At 71.4% G+C, this 17,310-nt stretch carries 12 protein-coding genes and 1 pseudogene; 4 read left to right on the top strand and 9 right to left on the bottom strand.

Annotated elements, in window-relative coordinates; translation table 11 throughout:
- Nucleotides 1-9: 9 nt before the first annotated feature.
- The 3 genes from KUM40_RS21680 to KUM40_RS21670 are packed head-to-tail and all read right to left on the bottom strand — an operon-like array spanning nucleotide 10 to nucleotide 3,496.
- Entirely contained in the window at nucleotides 10-1,353 is a 1,344-nt protein-coding gene (locus KUM40_RS21680; RefSeq protein ID WP_308401202.1) for an ABC transporter permease, read from the bottom strand.
- Nucleotides 1,350-2,090, bottom strand: a complete 741-nt coding sequence (locus KUM40_RS21675; RefSeq protein ID WP_217167692.1) for an ABC transporter ATP-binding protein — start codon at nucleotides 2,088-2,090, stop codon at nucleotides 1,350-1,352. The genes KUM40_RS21680 and KUM40_RS21675 overlap by 4 nt, the downstream gene beginning before the upstream one ends.
- Entirely contained in the window at nucleotides 2,087-3,496 is a 1,410-nt protein-coding gene (locus KUM40_RS21670) for a peptidoglycan-binding protein (RefSeq protein ID WP_308401201.1), read from the bottom strand. The genes KUM40_RS21675 and KUM40_RS21670 overlap by 4 nt, the downstream gene beginning before the upstream one ends.
- Before the next feature lie 169 nt (nucleotides 3,497-3,665).
- On the opposite strand from KUM40_RS21670, the gene KUM40_RS21665 reads away from it, so the two are divergent.
- A complete protein-coding gene (locus tag KUM40_RS21665) occupies nucleotides 3,666-4,391 on the top strand; it encodes a response regulator transcription factor (RefSeq protein ID WP_217167691.1) in 726 nt (241 codons plus the stop codon).
- Nucleotides 4,372-6,132, top strand: coding sequence for a sensor histidine kinase (locus KUM40_RS21660; RefSeq protein ID WP_374227405.1), 1,761 nt, complete (start codon nucleotides 4,372-4,374; stop codon nucleotides 6,130-6,132). The genes KUM40_RS21665 and KUM40_RS21660 overlap by 20 nt, the downstream gene beginning before the upstream one ends.
- Before the next feature lie 79 nt (nucleotides 6,133-6,211).
- On the opposite strand, the gene KUM40_RS21655 is transcribed toward KUM40_RS21660, so the two are convergent.
- Both KUM40_RS21655 and KUM40_RS21650 read right to left on the bottom strand, forming a co-directional pair.
- Nucleotides 6,212-9,736 carry a M28 family peptidase gene (locus KUM40_RS21655; RefSeq protein WP_308401200.1) on the bottom strand — a complete coding sequence of 1,175 codons (3,525 nt, stop codon included), beginning with the start codon at nucleotides 9,734-9,736 and terminating at the stop codon, nucleotides 6,212-6,214.
- Nucleotides 9,737-10,675: 939 nt separating this feature from the next.
- Nucleotides 10,676-12,139: a helix-turn-helix transcriptional regulator gene (locus tag KUM40_RS21650; RefSeq protein WP_217167688.1), complete on the bottom strand. Its 1,464-nt coding sequence runs from the start codon at nucleotides 12,137-12,139 to the stop codon at nucleotides 10,676-10,678.
- A gap of 74 nt (nucleotides 12,140-12,213) precedes the next feature.
- Here KUM40_RS21650 and KUM40_RS21645 point away from each other — a divergent pair, with 74 nt between their 5' ends.
- Together KUM40_RS21645 and KUM40_RS21640 are read left to right on the top strand one after the other, a co-directional pair.
- Entirely contained in the window at nucleotides 12,214-12,444 is a 231-nt protein-coding gene (locus KUM40_RS21645; RefSeq protein WP_217167687.1) for a hypothetical protein, read from the top strand.
- Between the two features lie 429 nt (nucleotides 12,445-12,873).
- Nucleotides 12,874-14,460: a S8 family peptidase gene (locus KUM40_RS21640; RefSeq protein ID WP_217167686.1), complete on the top strand. Its 1,587-nt coding sequence runs from the start codon at nucleotides 12,874-12,876 to the stop codon at nucleotides 14,458-14,460.
- A gap of 64 nt (nucleotides 14,461-14,524) precedes the next feature.
- Here the strand turns inward: KUM40_RS21640 and KUM40_RS42695 are convergent.
- From KUM40_RS42695 to KUM40_RS21625, 4 genes and pseudogenes are all read right to left on the bottom strand, one after another.
- Nucleotides 14,525-14,674, bottom strand: a pseudogene (locus KUM40_RS42695) (2-oxo acid dehydrogenase subunit E2); the annotation flags it as partial.
- 228 nt (nucleotides 14,675-14,902) lie between these two features.
- On the bottom strand, nucleotides 14,903-15,481 hold the full coding sequence (locus KUM40_RS21635; RefSeq protein ID WP_217167685.1) for a nuclear transport factor 2 family protein: 579 nt from the start codon (nucleotides 15,479-15,481) through the stop codon (nucleotides 14,903-14,905).
- Nucleotides 15,482-16,180: 699 nt separating this feature from the next.
- A complete protein-coding gene (locus KUM40_RS21630; protein ID WP_217167684.1) occupies nucleotides 16,181-16,774 on the bottom strand; it encodes an alpha/beta fold hydrolase in 594 nt (197 codons plus the stop codon).
- Between the two features lie 140 nt (nucleotides 16,775-16,914).
- Nucleotides 16,915-17,226, bottom strand: coding sequence for a hypothetical protein (locus KUM40_RS21625; protein ID WP_217167683.1), 312 nt, complete (start codon nucleotides 17,224-17,226; stop codon nucleotides 16,915-16,917).
- Between the last annotated feature and the right edge of the window lie 84 nt (nucleotides 17,227-17,310).

The following is a 17,310-nucleotide window of genomic DNA, read 5'->3' as shown; positions in this document are numbered from 1 at the left end:
ACTCCTTGTTCAGGTGGTGGCCAGCGCCACGGTGGGCGACAGCCGGGAGGCGCGGACTGCCGGGTACACGCCGGCCACGACGCCGATGAGCGCCGCGCCGGCGAACCCGCCGGTCACCGCCTCCGGCGGAATCACGGCCGGCCAGTCCCGGAAGGCCGCGTAGCCGAGGGTCGCGAGGACACCGACGACGACCCCGGTCAGTCCGCCCAGGCCGGAGAGCACGACCGACTCGGTCAGGAACTGTCCCCGGATCTGCCCCCGGTTGGCGCCCAGGGCCCGGCGCAGTCCGATCTCGCGGCGGCGTTCGAGCACGGAGATCACCATCGTGTTGGCGACACCGATGCCGCCGACCAGCAGCGCAAGGCCGGCCAGGCCGACGAACAGCCCGGAGAAGGTGGCCTCGGCGGAGCGCTTGGCCGCCAGGACGTCGGAGGGGCGGCTGACCAGGACGACGCTCGGGGACTCGGGGTTGACGGTGGCGGGGAGCACCGCGCGTACGTCCGCGATGTGCTCCTCGTCCGCCTGGATGAACAACTGCGTGGGACGGCCGTCGAAGCCGAGGTGCCGGCGTGCGGCGTCCCAGCCGACCAGGACGGCCCGGTCGATGTCCGGAGCCAGCGGCACGGGGTGCAGGATCCCGGTCACGCCGAACCACTGGTCGCCGAGGAGGACGAGCGGCGGCTCGCCGGGACGCACCTCGGAGAAGCCCAGGCGGGTCGCGGAGTCCGAGCCGAGGACGACGGTGGGGAACCGTTCGGTGACCTCGGTGAGGTACTGGCCCGAGCCGACCGTGGCGTTGACGACGTCGAGGAGGTCGGGCCGGGCGGCCAGTACTGTCAGGCCGGACCCGTCGAGCGGGCCGAGCTTGTCCGAACGCCGCACGGACGTGTGAGTGTTGGCCACGGCGGTGACGGCCTTGACGGCCTTGACGGCCTTGACGGCCTTGACGGCACCGATACGGTCCACCATCGCGGCCGACGTTTCGGGGAAGGAGACCGGGGTGCCGTCCTGCGCCGCGTCCCGGTCCGCGACCGCCTGCAGCCGGTCGGTGCCCAGTGCGGTCAGTTCCGCGTCGAGGGCCTTCTGGCTGGAGGCCGGGATGCCGGTGACCACGATCATCGTGGCGATGCCGATGGAGATGCCGACGGCGGACAGCACCGCCCGCATCCGCCGGGACAGCACGCCGACCAGACCGAGGCGGAGCAGGTCGGCCGGGGAGAGCCTGACCGGGCGGGTCCAGGGGGTCTCGGGCCGGTTCTTCGGGGCGGTGGCCGCGTGTGGTGCGGCGGTGCGTCCCCCGGCCGCGGACTCCTGCCGCCCGGCCGCGGAGCGGCGCCGTCGGCCGGCCGTCACCCCGCGCTCCCGAGGGCGCCGCGCGTGTCGGAGGTGAGGGCACCGGACCGGCTGCCCGGCCGGGCCTCGCTTCTGTCGGCGACGATGCGCCCGTCCTGGATCTCCACCTGCCGGGGCAGACTCGCGGCGATGTCCCGGTCGTGGGTGATGAGCGCGATGGTGGTTCCCTCCTCGTTGAGCCGGGTGAGCAGTTCGAGCACCGCGACGCCGTTGGCGGTGTCCAGCGCCCCGGTCGGCTCGTCGGCGAGGACCAGTGCGGGTTCGTGGACCAGGGCGCGGGCGATGGCGACGCGCTGGCGTTCGCCGCCGGAGAGCTGATGCGGCCGGTGATCGACACGGTGGCCCAGGCCGACGCGTTCCAGGGCGGCGCGCGCCATGGGCCCTCGGCGTTTGCGCGGTACTCCGGCGTAGAGCAGGCCGGTGGCCACGCTCTCGGTGGCGGAGAGGCCGTCGGTCAGGTGGAACTGCTGGAAGACGAAGCCGAGCCAGCGGCCGCGCAGCGCGGACAGTTGCCGGTCGGGCAGGGTGGTGACGTCGTGTCCTGCGATGACGACGGCGCCGCTGCTCGGCTGGTCGAGGGTGCCCATGACGTTCAGCAGGGTGGACTTGCCCGAGCCGGACGGCCCGACGACGGCCAGGAACTCGCCGGCCTGGATCTCCAGGGACACCCCGGCGAGCGCCTTCACCCCGCCGGGGTACTCGACCACCGCGTCCCGGACCGACAGCACCGCCGTCATGACGCGGTCACCACCCGGGCGCCCTCGGTGATCCGGTCACCGCTGACCTCCACCATCCCCTTGGCGATCAGCCCCGTCTCCACGGCGACCAGCCGGCCGCCGGCGAGTTGCAGCCCGTAGCCGCCCTCCCGCAGTGCGAGCAGTGCGGTGAGGGGAACGGCGAGCACGTTGCTGCGTGACTCTGAGCCGAACTCGACCTGGACGGGAGCCGAGTTGAGGCCGCTCACCTGGCCGGGGTCCTTGAACGCGACCGTCACGGTCACGCGCAGCTCCCCGGGCAGCCCCTGCCCGGACGACGGCGTCTTCGCCTCGCTGCCGATGGCGGCCACCTCGGCGGCGGCGCTCTCACCGCCGGGCAGCCGTACCGTCACGGCGTCTCCTCGTTTCACGGAGCCGACCTCGGAGGCGTTGACGTCGACCGTGACCGCTTTGGTGGTGGGAGTGATCCGCAGCAGGGGCCCGTCCGCCGGGTCACCGGTCTGGACCTCGGCGCCCTGGACCCGGACGGCGTCCGCGAGCACCGCCACGTCACCGGGCTGGATGACACCGGTGGCCGGGACGCCGAGGGAGGTCTGCCAGCGTTTGACCGCGTCGATCAGTGAGCGGGTGAGTACGCCGTCCTCGGAGCGGATCTTGATGGGGCCGGTGACGGGCCTCTGTTCGGAGGGCGTGCCGGTGCCCGTGTCCTCGCCGGACCCCGTACCGGGCTGCGGGGCACCGGATGCGGACGGTCCGGACGAGGGCCGCGCTCCCTTCCCGGGCGTACCCTCTCCCGATCCCGTGTCCTGCTCCGTGCCCGACGGTCCGGTGCCGCGCGATCGCTCGGTGCCGGTCGGGGGAACCGGGCCGGTGACGGTCTCCCCCGGTCCGGGCTGACGGCCGATGTCGTAGCCCAGGGCCCGCAGGTTGTCGGCGATCACGCGGACGTCGCGTCCCACGGTGTTCGGGGTCTCGAGTCGCCGGTACATCGGGACGTTGCCGTAAAGGGCGGGCACGGGCCGGTCGTCGACGCGGTACAGCGTCTCGCCCCGGGAGACCGTGGTGCCGGACGACGCGAGCCAGGTCACCGTGCCGTTCCCGACACCGTTGAGCGTGCGCGGGGTGCCGTACCCGAGGGTGCCGTCAAGGATCCGGGTGTCGGTCAGGTCGGTGCGCACGACCTTGGCCGTGCCGGTCTTCGGCTCCGGCTCGGCCTGGGCCGCACCTGACCCGGACTTCCAGGGCGCCGCGACGGCGACACCCGCGCCCGTCAGCGTCAGCACGGTCAGGGCCACGGCGGTGCGGATGCGCCTCCGGCGCCTGCGCGGGGCGGCGTGCGCCCCGCTCCGCGCGGACTCCACGGCCGACGCGTCCACGTCCGGCAGGGGCTCCACGACCGGTACCGGCTCCGTTTGCCCGCCGGTCACCGGCCGGGCTCCCCGGCCCGGTGGGAGGCGCCCGCGTCCCCGGCGGCGTGCACTGTCACTCGCGTCATGGGAGCAGAAGGTCTCACACCGGCATCAAGCTGGTTTCAGCGAGTTGTAGCGAGATTGTCAGCGTCCCGGCCCCGCCGGGCGCCGTCCTATAGTCACCGCCATGAGCGCACACATCCTGGTCGCCGAGGACGACGAACGACAGGCACAGGTACTGCGCATGTACCTGCGGTCGGAGGGGCACGACGCGACGGTCGTGCACGACGGACGGGCGGCGATCGACGCCGCGCGCCGGCTGCGGCCCGACCTGCTGGTGCTGGACGTGATGATGCCGAGGGTCGACGGCCACGACGTGTGCCGGATCCTGCGCCCGGAGTCGGACGTGCCGGTCCTGATGCTGACGGCGCGGACCGGTGAGGACGACCTGCTGCTCGGTCTCGACCTCGGCGCCGACGACTACATGACCAAGCCCTACAGCCCACGCGAGCTGATGGCCCGGATCCGTACGCTGCTGCGCCGGGTGAAACGCTCGGCACCGGAGCCTGACGACGGCGTCCTGCGGGTGGGTCCCCTCACGGTGGATCCGCTCCACCACGAGGTGGTGGGCCCGTCGGGCCGCCAGGTCGCCTGCACCCGCGGCGAGTTGACGGTGCTGACGACCCTGGCCGCCGAGCCGGGCCGGGTGTTCACCCGCCGGCAGCTCCTCGACCGGACCGGGGGCTGGGACACCTCGGTGTCGGAACGGACCATCGACATGTACGTGATGCATCTGCGCAAGAAGCTGGAACCGGACCCGCGCCGCCCGGAGTTCCTGATCACCGTCTACGGGATCGGCTACAAGCTGACACCGGGCCGTGTCCGCGGGGAGGGTGGGCTTGCGCCGCGTTAGGGTGTGGCCGCGCGGCGGCCTGTTCGCCCGCCTGCTGACCGCCTCGCTGCTGGTCGCCGTCTGTGCCGTGGCCGCCACGGCCTGGCTCGCCGTGGCCGGCACGACACGGGCGATCCGCATCCAGCAGGGGCAGTCGCTGAAGGACGACACCCGTGTCTACGACGCCCTGATCGGCTACGCCGCGACGCACACCGACTGGGGCGGCGTGCAGGACCTGGTCGGCGACCTCGCGGCGCGGACCGGCCGGCCGATCACGGTGACCACGCCGGCGCGCACCCGGGTCGCCGGCTCCGAGCAGGGTGTCCGGCTGCCGTACCGGCCGACGGCGCTGGTCGATCCGCTGCGGCTGGACCCGGTGCTGTCCGACGCCGGCCCGATCGATCCGCGCGCCGTGGGCCCGTTCCTGCTGTCGGCCAAGGACCGGGAGAAGCTCCGGCACAGCGCGGACCAGGTCGCCCGGTGCCTGCGTGGCATGGACGTCACCGCCGAGGTCGCCACCCTGCCGAGCGGACGCACCACGATACGGCCCGCCTTCGATCCGAAGGGAAGCCTCGTCTGCGACGCACTCGGCCTGAGGATGCCTCTGCGATCGGAGCGGGTGCCACTGGACCAGGTGAACGAGCTGGCCACGCGGTGCATGAAACAGCAGGGCCGTGACGGCCTCAGGGTCTGGGCGGACTTCACCTGGGCCTTCCTCGGAAAGGGACCGGAGAACTCCGCCCACGCGGCCCAGGAGTGCGTCACCGAGGCCCGGCGCGAGCAACTCGTCTCCTACGTCTCCCCTCCCGTGCTGCTGTTCGTCGGCGACCACAACAGCCAGGACACCTCGGGCTTCCACCTCTCCCCGGCGAACACGACGCGCATCGCCGGGGCCGCCGCCCTCGTGCTCGCCGTCGCCGCCGCCGTGACCACCCTGGTGGGCCGCAGGATGGTGCGTCCGCTGCGCGCACTGATCGGGGCGGCCGAGCACCCCGCCGACGTGAGTGTGCGCGTCCCGGTGACGACGCGGGACGAGATCGGCCGGCTGTCCGCGGCGTTCAACGATCTCGCCGACCGCAGGGAGCTGCTCGAACGGCAACGCAAGTCCCTGGTCGGCGACGTGGCGCACGAGCTGCGCACGCCGCTGACCAACATGCGCGGCTGGCTGGAGGCCGGGCAGGACGGCCTCACCCCGGTGGACCAGGACCTGGTCGCGCTCCTGCTGGAGGAGGCGGTGCTGTTGCAGCACGTCATCGACGATCTGCGCGACCTCGCGGCCGCGGACGCCCGGAGTCTCGTACTGCACCGTGAACCGCTGTACGTACGAGACCTGCTCGAGCAGGTGATGTCGGCCCACCGGGGCGCCGCCGGCCCGGCCGGCACGGCGCTGCGGATCGAGGCGGCCGGGGAACTCGAGGCGTACGCCGACCGGGTGCGGCTGCGACAGGTGGTCGGCAACCTGGTGTCCAACGCGATCAGGCACACACCGAGCGGTGGTCGGGTCGTCGCGCGCTCCCGCAGGGAGGGCGGTGACCTCGTCGTGGAGGTCGCCGACTCCGGGTCCGGGATCGATCCGGCGGACCTGGACCACGTCTTCGACCGCTTCTGGCGGGCGGACAAGTCCCGCAGCAGGCAGACCGGCGGAAGCGGGCTCGGCCTGGCCATCGTCCGCAAGCTGACGGAGGCGCACGGCGGGTCGGTCTCGGTGGCGAGCACCCCCGGGCGCGGTTCGGTGTTCACCGTACGGCTGCCGCAGCCGTGACCTCGCGCCCGGGCACGCGGACGGGGCCCGGACCGCCCCCTTGCTTCCCGGTCCGGGCCCCGCGCTCGTCGGGCAGTGGTCAGCTGCCCTGCAGCGTCGCGTCGTCGATGACGAAGCTCGTCTGCAGGTACGCGTCCTCGGTGGACTCGAAGGTCACCGTGACCTGCCTGCCGGCGTAGGCGCTCAGGTCGAGCGACTGCCGGACATAGCCGCCGGCGGCGTCGGCGTTGGACTTGGTGCTGACGGTGGTGCCGTCGACCTGCACCCGCAGGGTGTCGTACCGGGTGTTCGTCCTCTCGTCCGTGTCGATGTGCAGGTAGTAGCCCAGCTCGACCGTGTCACAGCCCTCGGGGACGGTCACCTTCTGGCTGATCGTCTCGTTGCTGGTCTTGCCCCAGCCGCCCAGCCAGCTGTACCGGGTGCCGCTGTGCGCGGACTGACCGTCAAAGGCGCCGATGGTCCGGGTGTCACCGGTCCACGGCGACGTGCCGTCCTCGAAGCCGCCGTTGACGATCTTCTGGCCGGTGTCGCAGTCGTCGCCGTCGCCGGTCACGGTCAGCGTGTACGTCGTGGTGTGCGTGGCCGACGTACCGGTGCCGGTGACGGTGAGGGTGTAGGTGCCGGGGTCCGTCGAGGCCGCGGCGGTGACCCTCATGGTGGCGCGCTCGCCCGAGGTGACGGACGACGGAGCGAACTCCGCCGAGACACCGGCGGGCGCGTTCGGCACCGACAGCCGTACGGTCTGCGAGGAGCCGTCGGTGGTGGCGGTGGACACGGTGGTCTTGATGTCGCCGCCCGGCGCGACGCTGCCCGAGGTGGGCGAGACGCCCATGGAGAAGTCGTCCGCCGGTGCCTCGCCGCCGACCGCCTGCTCCCACAGGGTGTAGGCGATGCCGTCGGAGGCGCGGTTGAGGCCGGTCAGGTTGATGTTGTCGATGGTGTCGCAGGAGGAGTGGTAGCAGGGGTCGTAGGCCCGGCCCGCCGTACCGCCCCACTTGGCGGCCTGCGCGGACGTCTTGCGGTAGCTCGCGCCCATCGCGTAGCCGGAGGTGGCGATGCCATAGCGCTCGAACGAGTAGTCGTCGCTGCGGCCCGCGCCCTCGGTGTTCTCCTCCGGCGCCAGGTTCAGGGAGTCCCAGTACTCCTTCATCGGCGCGGCGGCGGCGGTGTCGATGTGGTTGATGAAGTAGCCGCCGTTGGGAGAGGCGACCATGTCGAAGTTGTAGTACGCCTTGATCTTCGAGCGCTCCGTGGAGCTGAGTGAGCGCGCGTAGAAGTCGGAACCGTTGAGGCCCTGCTCCTCGTCCGTCCACCAGGCGAAACGAACCCGGTTCAGCATGGTCGGGTTCTGCCGCGCCAGTTCCAGCGCCGTCTCCAGCAGCGCCGCCGAACCGGAACCGTTGTCGTTCATGCCGGGACCGGCGGACACGCCGTCGAGGTGGGCGCCGAACATGTAGACGTTGCCGGCGTCGCCCTTGGGCCACTCGGCGACCAGGTTGGGGCCGGCGCCGCTGGTGCAGCCGGAGGTGCAGGGCTGCTCGACCACGTCGAAGCCCGCTGCCTGGAGCTTGCCCTTCACGTAGGCGACCGACTGGTCGTAACCGGAGCCGGTCGAGCGGCGGTTGCCGCCGTTGCGGTCCGCGATCGACTGGAACTGCTCCAGGTGCGCCTTCACCTTGGCGACGTCGATGTCGGGGGCCTCACCGCCGGGGTTTCCTCCCCCGCCGATGGTCAGGGTGTACTGCGCGGTGTGGTCGGCCGCGCTGCCGTCACCCTTGACGGTGAGGGTGTACGTGCCCTGCGCGACGGAGTCGGCGGCGGTCACCTTCATGGTCGCGCTGTTGCCGGCGGTGACCGACGACGGGGTGAAGGAGACCTGGACACCGGCCGGCACACCGGTCGACGAGAGTTCGACGGACTGGGCGCTGCCGCTGGTGACGGTCGTGGAGACGGTCGCCGTGACCGACTGGCCCGGCTCGACGCTGCCCGAGGCGGGGCTGAGGGCCATGGAGAAGTCGGAGGCCGGGCTGCCGGTGCAGGTCGGGTCCGCGGACTGCGCGGGGACCCTGACCGCGTTCCAGGCGGCCTTCGTCTTGTTGAAGAGGTCGCAGGTGGGGTCGAGGTTCTTGGCGGCGGTCAGCGTCGCGGTGCGGTAGCGCTTGTGGGTCATGCCGCTGGTCTTCAGCAGCATGCCGCCGTAGAAGATCTTGCCCGCGTTCTGGACACCGACGCCGGTGACGCTGCTGTTGTTGCAGGTCGGGCTGTCCGGCTTGCCGTTACCGGGGTTGCTTCCCTCGGAGAGCAGGTAGAACCAGTGGTTCATCGGTCCCGCGGCCGCGTGCACCTCGGTGTCCGGGATGGAGGCCGAGTAGCAGTTGGGGTCGTCGAGCTTGGACGGTTCGTACATGTAGCGGATCGGTCCGTTGCCGACCAGGTCGATGGTCTCGCCGACCTCGTAGTCGCCGGGGGTGTCGTACGGTGCCGGCTGGTTGGCGTACGCCTCGGTGAGGGCGCCGAAGATGTCGCCGGTGGCCTCGCCCAGGCCGTTCTCGTGGCGCGAGCCGCCCGGGGTGAACTGGTCGATGCCGTGCCCGTACTCGTGGCCGACGACGTCCATCGAGCCGATCCACTCGTTCTGCTGGTTGTGGCCGATGGCGACGCTGGAGCCGTTCCAGTAGGCGTTGACGGCGTTCAGTCCGACCTTGGCCGGCCAGCTGCCGCCGTTGCCGTCGTGCCCGTCGCGACCGAGCCAGTCGCGGAGCATGTCGGACTCCTTCTGCGCCGCGTACATCACGTCGGCGCAGCCGGTCTCCCTGCTGCTCGCGTCGCCGTTGCCCCAGTTGTCGTCGGGGCCGGTGAAGACGCGGCCGGTGCTGTAGTCGGCGCAGCTCAGTCCGGGCCGCGTCGGGTCGCTGAGCCGGTAGGTGCCGCCGGACCGGCTGGTGTCGATGGACAGCGGGCTGGGCCCGTTCCACTGGCTGTCGGCGTGGCCGGCGCGTACGTCGTCGTAGGAGTCGACGACCTTGCCGGTGCGGGCGTCGACGAAGACGTGCAGCCGGCTGGGTGTGCCGTCCCCGGTGGTGCCGGTGACCACGGTCTCCCAGGTGAGGCGTGCCGTGTCGTCGCCGGCCTTCACGACCAGTCGCGGCGGCTCGGTCCCGTCGGCCTTCTTCAGCCGGGCGCGGCTGGTGCGCTCGGCCGCGTCGGCCTTGATCCGTGGCGTGGTGTCTACGGATATCCGGACGTCGGTGGCGGAGCGCACGGCGCGTACGTCGCCGTTGCCGTCGGCCAGGACGACGGCGTCGCCGCCGACCACGGGCAGGCCTCGGTAGGTGCGCTCGTAGGCGATCGAGTACAGCCCCTTGACCCAGGGGGTGACCATGCGGCGGTCGTAACGCTCGTCGGGTCCCTTGGCGAGCGAGTCGAATCCGCTGGCGGTGACCCTGTCGGCGGCGGCGACGGCCCGGTCCACGGGTTTCGGTTCCGCGGCGCCGGCGTTCGCGGTGGCCGTTCCGGCCGCCTGGGCGGTGGTGGCGGCGGGCAGTGCCACTGTCCCCAGGGCCATGGCCAGGGAGAGGCCCGCCACGGCGAGTCTTCGTTTCACGAGTGCTCCTCGGAAAGGTGGGGGTTCCGGGTCGAACACCCGGGCGGGAGCGTCGGAACGCGAGTTCGGCGAATTCGTCATGCTCATGCCTGGGCGGCCAGAACACTCACACCGGTCGTGCCGAGGGTCAACAGAGTTCGCCCGCGGGACGGACCGTTGTCAAACGGCGGCAAACACAGACCGGTATGCGGTCGGGGGACGGTGAAGCAGGTGAACGGGGGGTACGCCTGGGACCGGTTGGGACGTCGAGGGCTTCCTCGCTCGACGGGTTCGTACGGTGTCCGTACCGGTTCACCGAGAACCAGGGGATCAGGGCCTGCCAAGGAGACGGACGGCTGAGACGCCCGGCCTGCCGTCGCCCCGACGACGTTTCGTCATGGTGCACGGCCGAGCAGATGCTCTGTCCGCAGATTCCCGCGCCCGAGCGGCCGTCGGTGGGCGAGTGGACCGAACTCCCGCACGCGGAGCCGGCCCAGCTCGGCGACCGGGAGCGCGTCCGGCGTGTCACTCCCTGAGCTGTGCCCTGTGCCTGCGCGCGCCGCACAGGCTCTGCCCGCGGAACTGCGCGTCAGCCGGGTGCTGCCGACGTCCCCGCTCGGTGACCGGGCGTTCACCGAGACCAACGGCAACCAGGAGTTCGAGGCCGGGCGGATCGACTGTGGGCTCCTCACCGCCGTGTCGGCCGAGTGGCCGCGCGTGGCCGTCTCGACGGCCGACCCCCACGCACCCGCCGATCCGCGCGCGTGGAGCGCCACGCCGGGCCTGGACTGCGACGTCCTGCCCGCCGCGTGCCACATCACCCCCGCGGACGAATACGGGCTCCTGGCCGGGCGTACCCGACTGGTGCCTGCGCGGACAGGCCCGGTACGGCCGTCACCGGGCCGTGAGGCCGCTGGAGCCCGTTCGCGGCCGGTGGCCGCCGAAGGTTCGGACCAGTGTTCAGGCCCCGGCGTCCGCCCGCGCCGCCCGCAACCGCTCCTGGAAGTCGCGCACCTCGCGCAGGCCGCCCCAGGTTGTGGCCAGGTGGTCGTGCAGCCCCGCCAGCTCCTGCGAGACGGTCCGCCGTCGCGCCGCCACCGCCTGCTCCACCACGGGACCGGCCAGTTCCAGTGCCGCGTCCAGTTCACCCGCTCCCACGTGGCAGTCGGCCAGGCGCAGGGTCAGCAGCAGCCGGGTGGGGAGCATCCCGGCCGGCACCTGCTCCAACGCGAGCACGGCGGCACGGGCCGCGCCGCGTGCCGTGGCGCGGTCGCCCGTCAGCACCGCCAGGTCCCGCAGTCCGCCCGCGACGGCCGACTCGACCCGCAGTTGCCCCTGTCCCTCCGCCAGCCAGGGCGCCTGAGCCAGATCACGCCCGCCCAGGCTGTCCAGTCCGCTGCGGCTGAGAGAGGCCCTGCGCCTGCATTCCGCGCCGTCGCCGGTCGCCGCGTAACCGCGCGCCAGGTACATGTGCGCGAGGGTCGCGATCCATCCGCCGCGGGCACCGAGACCTGCCAGGGCCCGCGCGTAGCCGAGCGCGGAGGGGCCGTCGCCGTCCAGCCGCGCCAGTGTGCACAGGTCGGTCGTCAGTGTCACGCGCGTGGTCGTGTCCCCGGCCGCCTCGGCCCACCGAAGTCCGTGGGACACCCATGCCATCGCCAGCGCACCTTGCCCCCGCTGCATCCGCAGCCGGCCTGCGAGCTGGGCGTAGCGCGCCGCGGTCCGGGCCATCACCGGCGGCGGGCACCCCGCGGCGTTGACCGATTCCGCCCAGGCGGCCAACGCGCGCAGCACATGCTCGACCGCGCCGAGCACGGTGGTCGACGTCGAGCGCAGCACGCTGTGCTCGCACCGGTCCAGCAGGGCGAGGACCAGGTGGACCAGGTCCGGCACCGCCGCGGCCGGCACCGCCGCCTCGCGGGCCGCCCGCAGCCGCTCCGGCAACAGTGCCAGATCGCCGAACGGCGGTACGGCGCACGCGTGGTCGTCGGCGTGCAGTGGGCATCCACCCGGCGCGAGCCGCTCCGGCCAGTGGTCCGCCGCCCCGTCCGGTACGAGCAGGCGCCGCCCGCCGCCGCCCGGCAGCGGCCCGGAGAACCCGGCGCCCGACGGGGCGAACGGCGGGGGTACCGCCTCGCCGGCGGATCCGGCCAGCGGGGACAGCGCGCTCTCGGCACCCAGCGTGCGCTCCAAGCCGGCCACCGCCCGGGCGGTCGGTTCCCGGGTGCCGCTCTCCCACTTGCTGATCAGGCTGTGGTGATAGCCGACCAGATGACCGAGCTGACGCTGCGTCAGTCCCGCACGACGACGGCAGTACCGCAACTGCGCCCCGAACTCCGCCCACGGCGCCGGAACCCCGTCTCCCGCGGCACGCTTCCCTCCCACCGCTTCGGTCTTCCCGGCACTCGCGTCCTGGACCGACATCGCCACTCCTGTCACGCCGCTCAGCGTTACGCGGTTGCGCAGTGATGGTACGGGTGTGTGCCGAGAGTGTGGAGGTGTCCGCCGACGAGAACGGGCGGGACGACCGCAGTTGCCGCGTCAGGGCCGCGTCGGCGGCCTCCGGCCGGCGGGCAGCCCGGACCGGTGAAGCCTCGTGGCCCGGCCGTCGTGCTCCCCCGGGGGCGTCCGAACCGCTCCAGGCGCAGATGGCCGCCGTCCTCGAAGTCCGGCACGGCGAGATCGCCGCCGACACCGGCTGCGGTCACGGCTGCGGAGGGCGTCCGTGATCTCGGGATCCGCGTGGGTACGAGCCACCCCGGAAGGGCGCGAGGAGATCGCGGGGTTCAAGGCGATCACCGAGCCGTCCACACGGAGTGCCACGCCGCGGCGGTGCGGGCAATGTGCTCGGACCGGGCCGTCGCATCGGCCGTCGCCGCTGTCATTGCCCTGGTCGCCGGCGCCTGCGCCGAAGCCGTGACGGCGGCAGGCGCGTCCTCACACGACGCCGTCCGGCCTTGAGCCCGGGACCCGGAATCCGCCGAGTTTCACGCAGGGCTCTTGTGCGATTCCTCTGGAACCCTCAATCTTTCGACGGGCGGACACGAACACGGTCCGAGATGACATGGCCATGCCCGAAGAGACCGGGGTTGCGGTCCGGGACCGGCCTGCTCGGCGTGCCCGCCCCACCACACCACCGACTGAGGAGGGACTTTCACATGCCTGTGCCCTGCCACCGCCCCCATCGCATCACCCGGCGAAGACTGGCAGTCGTCAGCGCCGCGGCAACAGCGGCCCTCGCCGCGAGCCTCGTATCGGCGTTACCCGCAGGTGCCGCCCCGCAGGGCCGCGTCCAGTACGAGGACGCGGCGAACGCGGTCGCCGGCAGCTACATCGTGACCCTGAAGGCCGACGAGGCCAGGTCCGGTTCCGCCGAGGGACGTGCCGTGGCCGAGAAGTACGGCGCGGACATCGAGCGCACCTACACCAAGGCCCTCAACGGCTACGCGGTCGACGCCTCCGAGACCGAGGCGAAACGTCTCGCCGCCGACCCGGTCGTCGCCTCCGTCGTCCAGAACCGCACCTTCCACGTCACCGGCACCCAGCCCAACCCGCCCTCCTGGGGCCTGGACCGCCTCGACCAGCAGAACCTCCCGCTGGACGACTCGTACACCTACCCGAACAGCGCCGGACAGGGCGTGACGGCGTACGTCATCGACACCGGCGTCCGCATCACCCACAACGACTTCGGCGGCCGCGCCTCCTACGGCTACGACGCCGTCGACGACGACAACACCGCCCAGGACGGCCACGGCCACGGCACCCACGTCTCCGGCACCGTCGCGGGCAGTTCCTACGGCGTCGCCAAGCAGGCGAAGATCGTCGGAGTCCGGGTGCTCAACAACTCCGGCTCCGGCACCACCGCCCAGGTCGTGGCCGGCATCGACTGGGTCGCCCGCAACGCCGTCAAGCCGGCCGTCGCCAACATGTCTCTCGGCGGCGGCGCCGACAGCGTCCTGGACGAGGCCGTCCGGGGCGCCATCGCCTCCGGCGTCACCTTCGCCGTCGCGGCCGGCAACGATTCCGAGAACGCCTCCAACAACTCCCCGGCCCGGGTGGCGGAGGCGCTCACGGTCGGCGCCACCACGTCGAGTGACCGCCGCGCCTCCTACTCCAACTACGGTTCGGTCCTCGACCTGTTCGCGCCGGGCTCGTCCATCACCTCGGCCTGGAACAGCAGCGACTCGGCCAGCAACACCATCTCCGGTACCTCCATGGCGAGCCCGCACGTCGCCGGAGCCGCCGCCCTCTACCTGGCCGACCACCCCGACGCCACCCCGGCCCAGGTCGGCTCCGCGCTGAGGTCCGCCGCCATCAGCGGTGTCGTCTCGAACCCGGGCAACGGCTCGCCCAACCGCCTGCTGCACGTCGCCGAGGGCGACGACACACCTCCGCCGACCGGCGACCGCTTCGAGAACACCGCTGACTACGCCGTCGGCGACAACTCCACCATCGAGTCCCCGGTGACCGTCTCCGGCGTCCCCGGCAACGCGCCCTCGTCCCTGTCGGTCGAGGTGGACATCGACCACACCTACATCGGCGACCTCCGGGTCCAACTGGTCGCACCGGACGGCACGGCGTACACGCTGAAGCCGTACGGCACCGGCGGCAGTGCGAACGGCATCAGCACGACGTACTCCGTGGACGCCTCCTCGGAGAACGCGAACGGCACATGGAACCTGCGAGTGAGCGACAACGCGCGGTGGGACAGCGGGCGGATCGACGCCTGGGCACTCCAGTTCTGACGCCCGCCCGACGCATGTCAACAGCACGCCTCGCCCTCGCGGACGGCTCCGGGCGGTGATCCGGCCCGCCCGCCGCGAGGGCGGACTCGCCCGGAGTGAGGGTCGGGGTACCGGTGTCGACGCCGAGGACCCCGACGTTGATGACGGTCACGGTGCCGCCGTGTTCCCGGTGATTCCGTAGGCCGTGAGGTCGTCGGAATCTCCGCCGGGCCAGGCCTCACCGTCGGCACCGCCGCCGAAGACACGCGGTGATCAGGGTCAAGGCCGCGGCCAGAACGGCGCTCAGCACCAACGGCCGGATTGCGACGGTGTCCCCGCCGACTCTCCTGCTCAGGAGTCGCTGGTGAATCCGGTCGCCGACGGCGACGCCGAAAGAGGGCCCGTCGGGAACACCGAGCCCTTCGGCGGGTGCGCTGACGAGCAGGGGCGGGCGGTTGCCGGGTCAGGGCTGGGCCGGCGGCCGCCAGTCGGCGGGCAGCCCGGACTGGCGAAGCATCGTGGCCCGGTCGTAGTAGTCGGTGTTGACGGCGATCTTTCCGTGCCGGAGTTCGAGGACCGTGGCCATCTGCACCTTGAACGACGTGGTCGCCCCCGGGAGAGTTCCGGAGTAGTCGGTCCGGATCAGTACGCGGTCGCCGCTGCGGAACGCGTCCGTGATCTCGAGGTCCGCGTCGGGGATGAGCCGCTCGGTGATCGCCTTGAACTCCGCGATCTCCTCGCGCCCCTCCGAGGTGTAGGGCACCGACAGGTCGACAAGGGTGCCGTTCTTCGTGAACAGATCGGCCAGGGCGTTCGGGTCGTCACCCGTCCACGCGGAGTGCCACGCCGCCGCGATACGGGGAACGCGCCCGGACCGGGCCGCCGCGTCGGCCGCGGCCGCCGGCACCGGCGCCGTGGCCGCGGTGGGGTCCGTGGCGGGCCGGTCCTCGCTCGCCACCGCCTGGCCGACCAGGGCCGTGGTGGCGACCGCGGCCACGGCAAGTACCGCAGCCGTGCTGCGCCGGATGTGCGATGTGGGCATGACGGGCCTCCCCTTCGAAGATGCAAGCGAAACCGGAGGAGCGCGTGCTCGCGCGGATGCGGTCGTTCCCCTCCTGCTGCTGATCACGCTATTCAACGAAGAGAAGATTTGGCAGTGTTAGATTTTCTTCACCGGCGATCCTGCCGCTGTCACGGACCTTTCCGCCCGCTCCCTGGCGCCCTCGTCGATCCAGGCCCGGACTCCGCCCCTGGCCGTGATACGAGGAACATCGAGCGTGGCTCGATACGGGACCAGGCGAGGCTCCTCGGACGAAGCGTGGTGCGTGGAGAACACCACCGCAACGACCAGAAGCCTCGTCTCGTCACTGATCACGCCACGTGCGCTGTCGCTCGTCGCGTGCAACCCAGCGTCCACTCCCGGGGATCAGCCGCGCCTTTCACCTCCGCGCCCGACGGGTCACCCCTTCGACCGCATCTGCGATGACGCCGAACAGTTGAGGCGGGAAATCGTGTCCCATCCCTGGGATGATCAAAAACTCAGCACCGGGAATATTGCTCGCTGTATCATGACCGCAAGCCAGGGGAACCAGTGGGTCGTCCGCACCGTGTATGACCAACGCCGGTGCGGTGATCCTCCCGAGTTTGGGGCGACGATCGGGCGCCGCCAGTATCGCCGCATAGTGGCGATCGAATCCGACCGGATAGTAACAACGTTCGAATTCGCTTTTGAACCGCTCCCTCAACTGTTGTTCGTCCGCCGGGTAGGCGGGCGATTGTGTGAGCCTGGCATTGGCAACAGAATGGTCCAGCCACCCCTGCAGGTCTTCGTGAGGGTGGGCGGGACCTTCGTCATCTGCCGTGTGAGCTCTGGCGACGTCTCGGGAAGCCCGGGATTGGCGGTGGTCGACATGATGGAAGTCAGGGACAGGACGTGCTCGGGGTGGTCGGACGCGATGAGCTGAGCAATCATTCCCCCCATGGATCCGCCGACGATGTGGGCCTTCTGTATGTCCAACGCGTCCAGTAGACCGACCGCGTCCTCCGCCATGTCTTCGAGATGATAAGCGACGGGCGCGACTCCACCGCGTTTGGCGGCTTCGGTGATTGCTGGTATGTCCGGCAGTCCGGCCTCGTCCATCTTGTCGGACAGTCCGACATCACGGGCGTCGTACGCGATGACACGAAACCCCTTTCCCGTGAGTTGATCAATCAATCCCTGCGGCCAGAGAGTAAGTTGCCCGCCGACGCCCATGACGAGCAGTACCACCTCTCCTTCACTCGACCCATGAGAGATGTACTCGATTCCCATTCCACGCACTGATGCACGGGCCATGATCTGTCCTTCCGATGACGAGTAGAGGCCAGGTCCGGCGACTGGGTTCCGGATTTCCGGTTTTCGGTGTCGTCGGTTGTCGCCCCTTGTGGGTGCCACCACCCGGCTGTCGGCGCCGAGAGCGGACAACCGGTCGCGGGTCAGTTCCCGGAAGGGTCGCCGTACAGCTGCGCGGGATCGGCGGAGAGAGCGGCCTTGACGAAGCGGCTGGGGTCGTCGACCAGCACCTCGATGGCACCGGCCTGAACACCGTCGAGGCTGGCTCGCGCGACGTCGGCCGGGTCGATCTTGGGTCCGTCGATCCCCGCCATCATGTCGGTGTCCGCGGCTCCCAGATGTACGCCTTGGACAAGGGTCTTCTGTTCGGCGAGTTCGACGCGCACGCCATTGGTCATGTTCCACTCCGCGGCCTTGGCGACGGAGTACGACCCCGACCCCTGAGGCAATGCCACTTAGCTTAAGTTGATCATGTTGCTGTGGCTGGAGCCCCCGGGAGGTTGAGGAGGCGGATGGTGGCCGGTCCGGCGTGGCGCGTC

It is taken from the genome of Streptomyces sp. AC512_CC834 (genome assembly GCF_019049325.1).
Lineage (GTDB): Bacteria > Actinomycetota > Actinomycetes > Streptomycetales > Streptomycetaceae > Streptomyces.
Note: the sequence above shows the minus strand (reverse complement) of the source record. Positions and strands in the feature narration are given on the sequence as shown.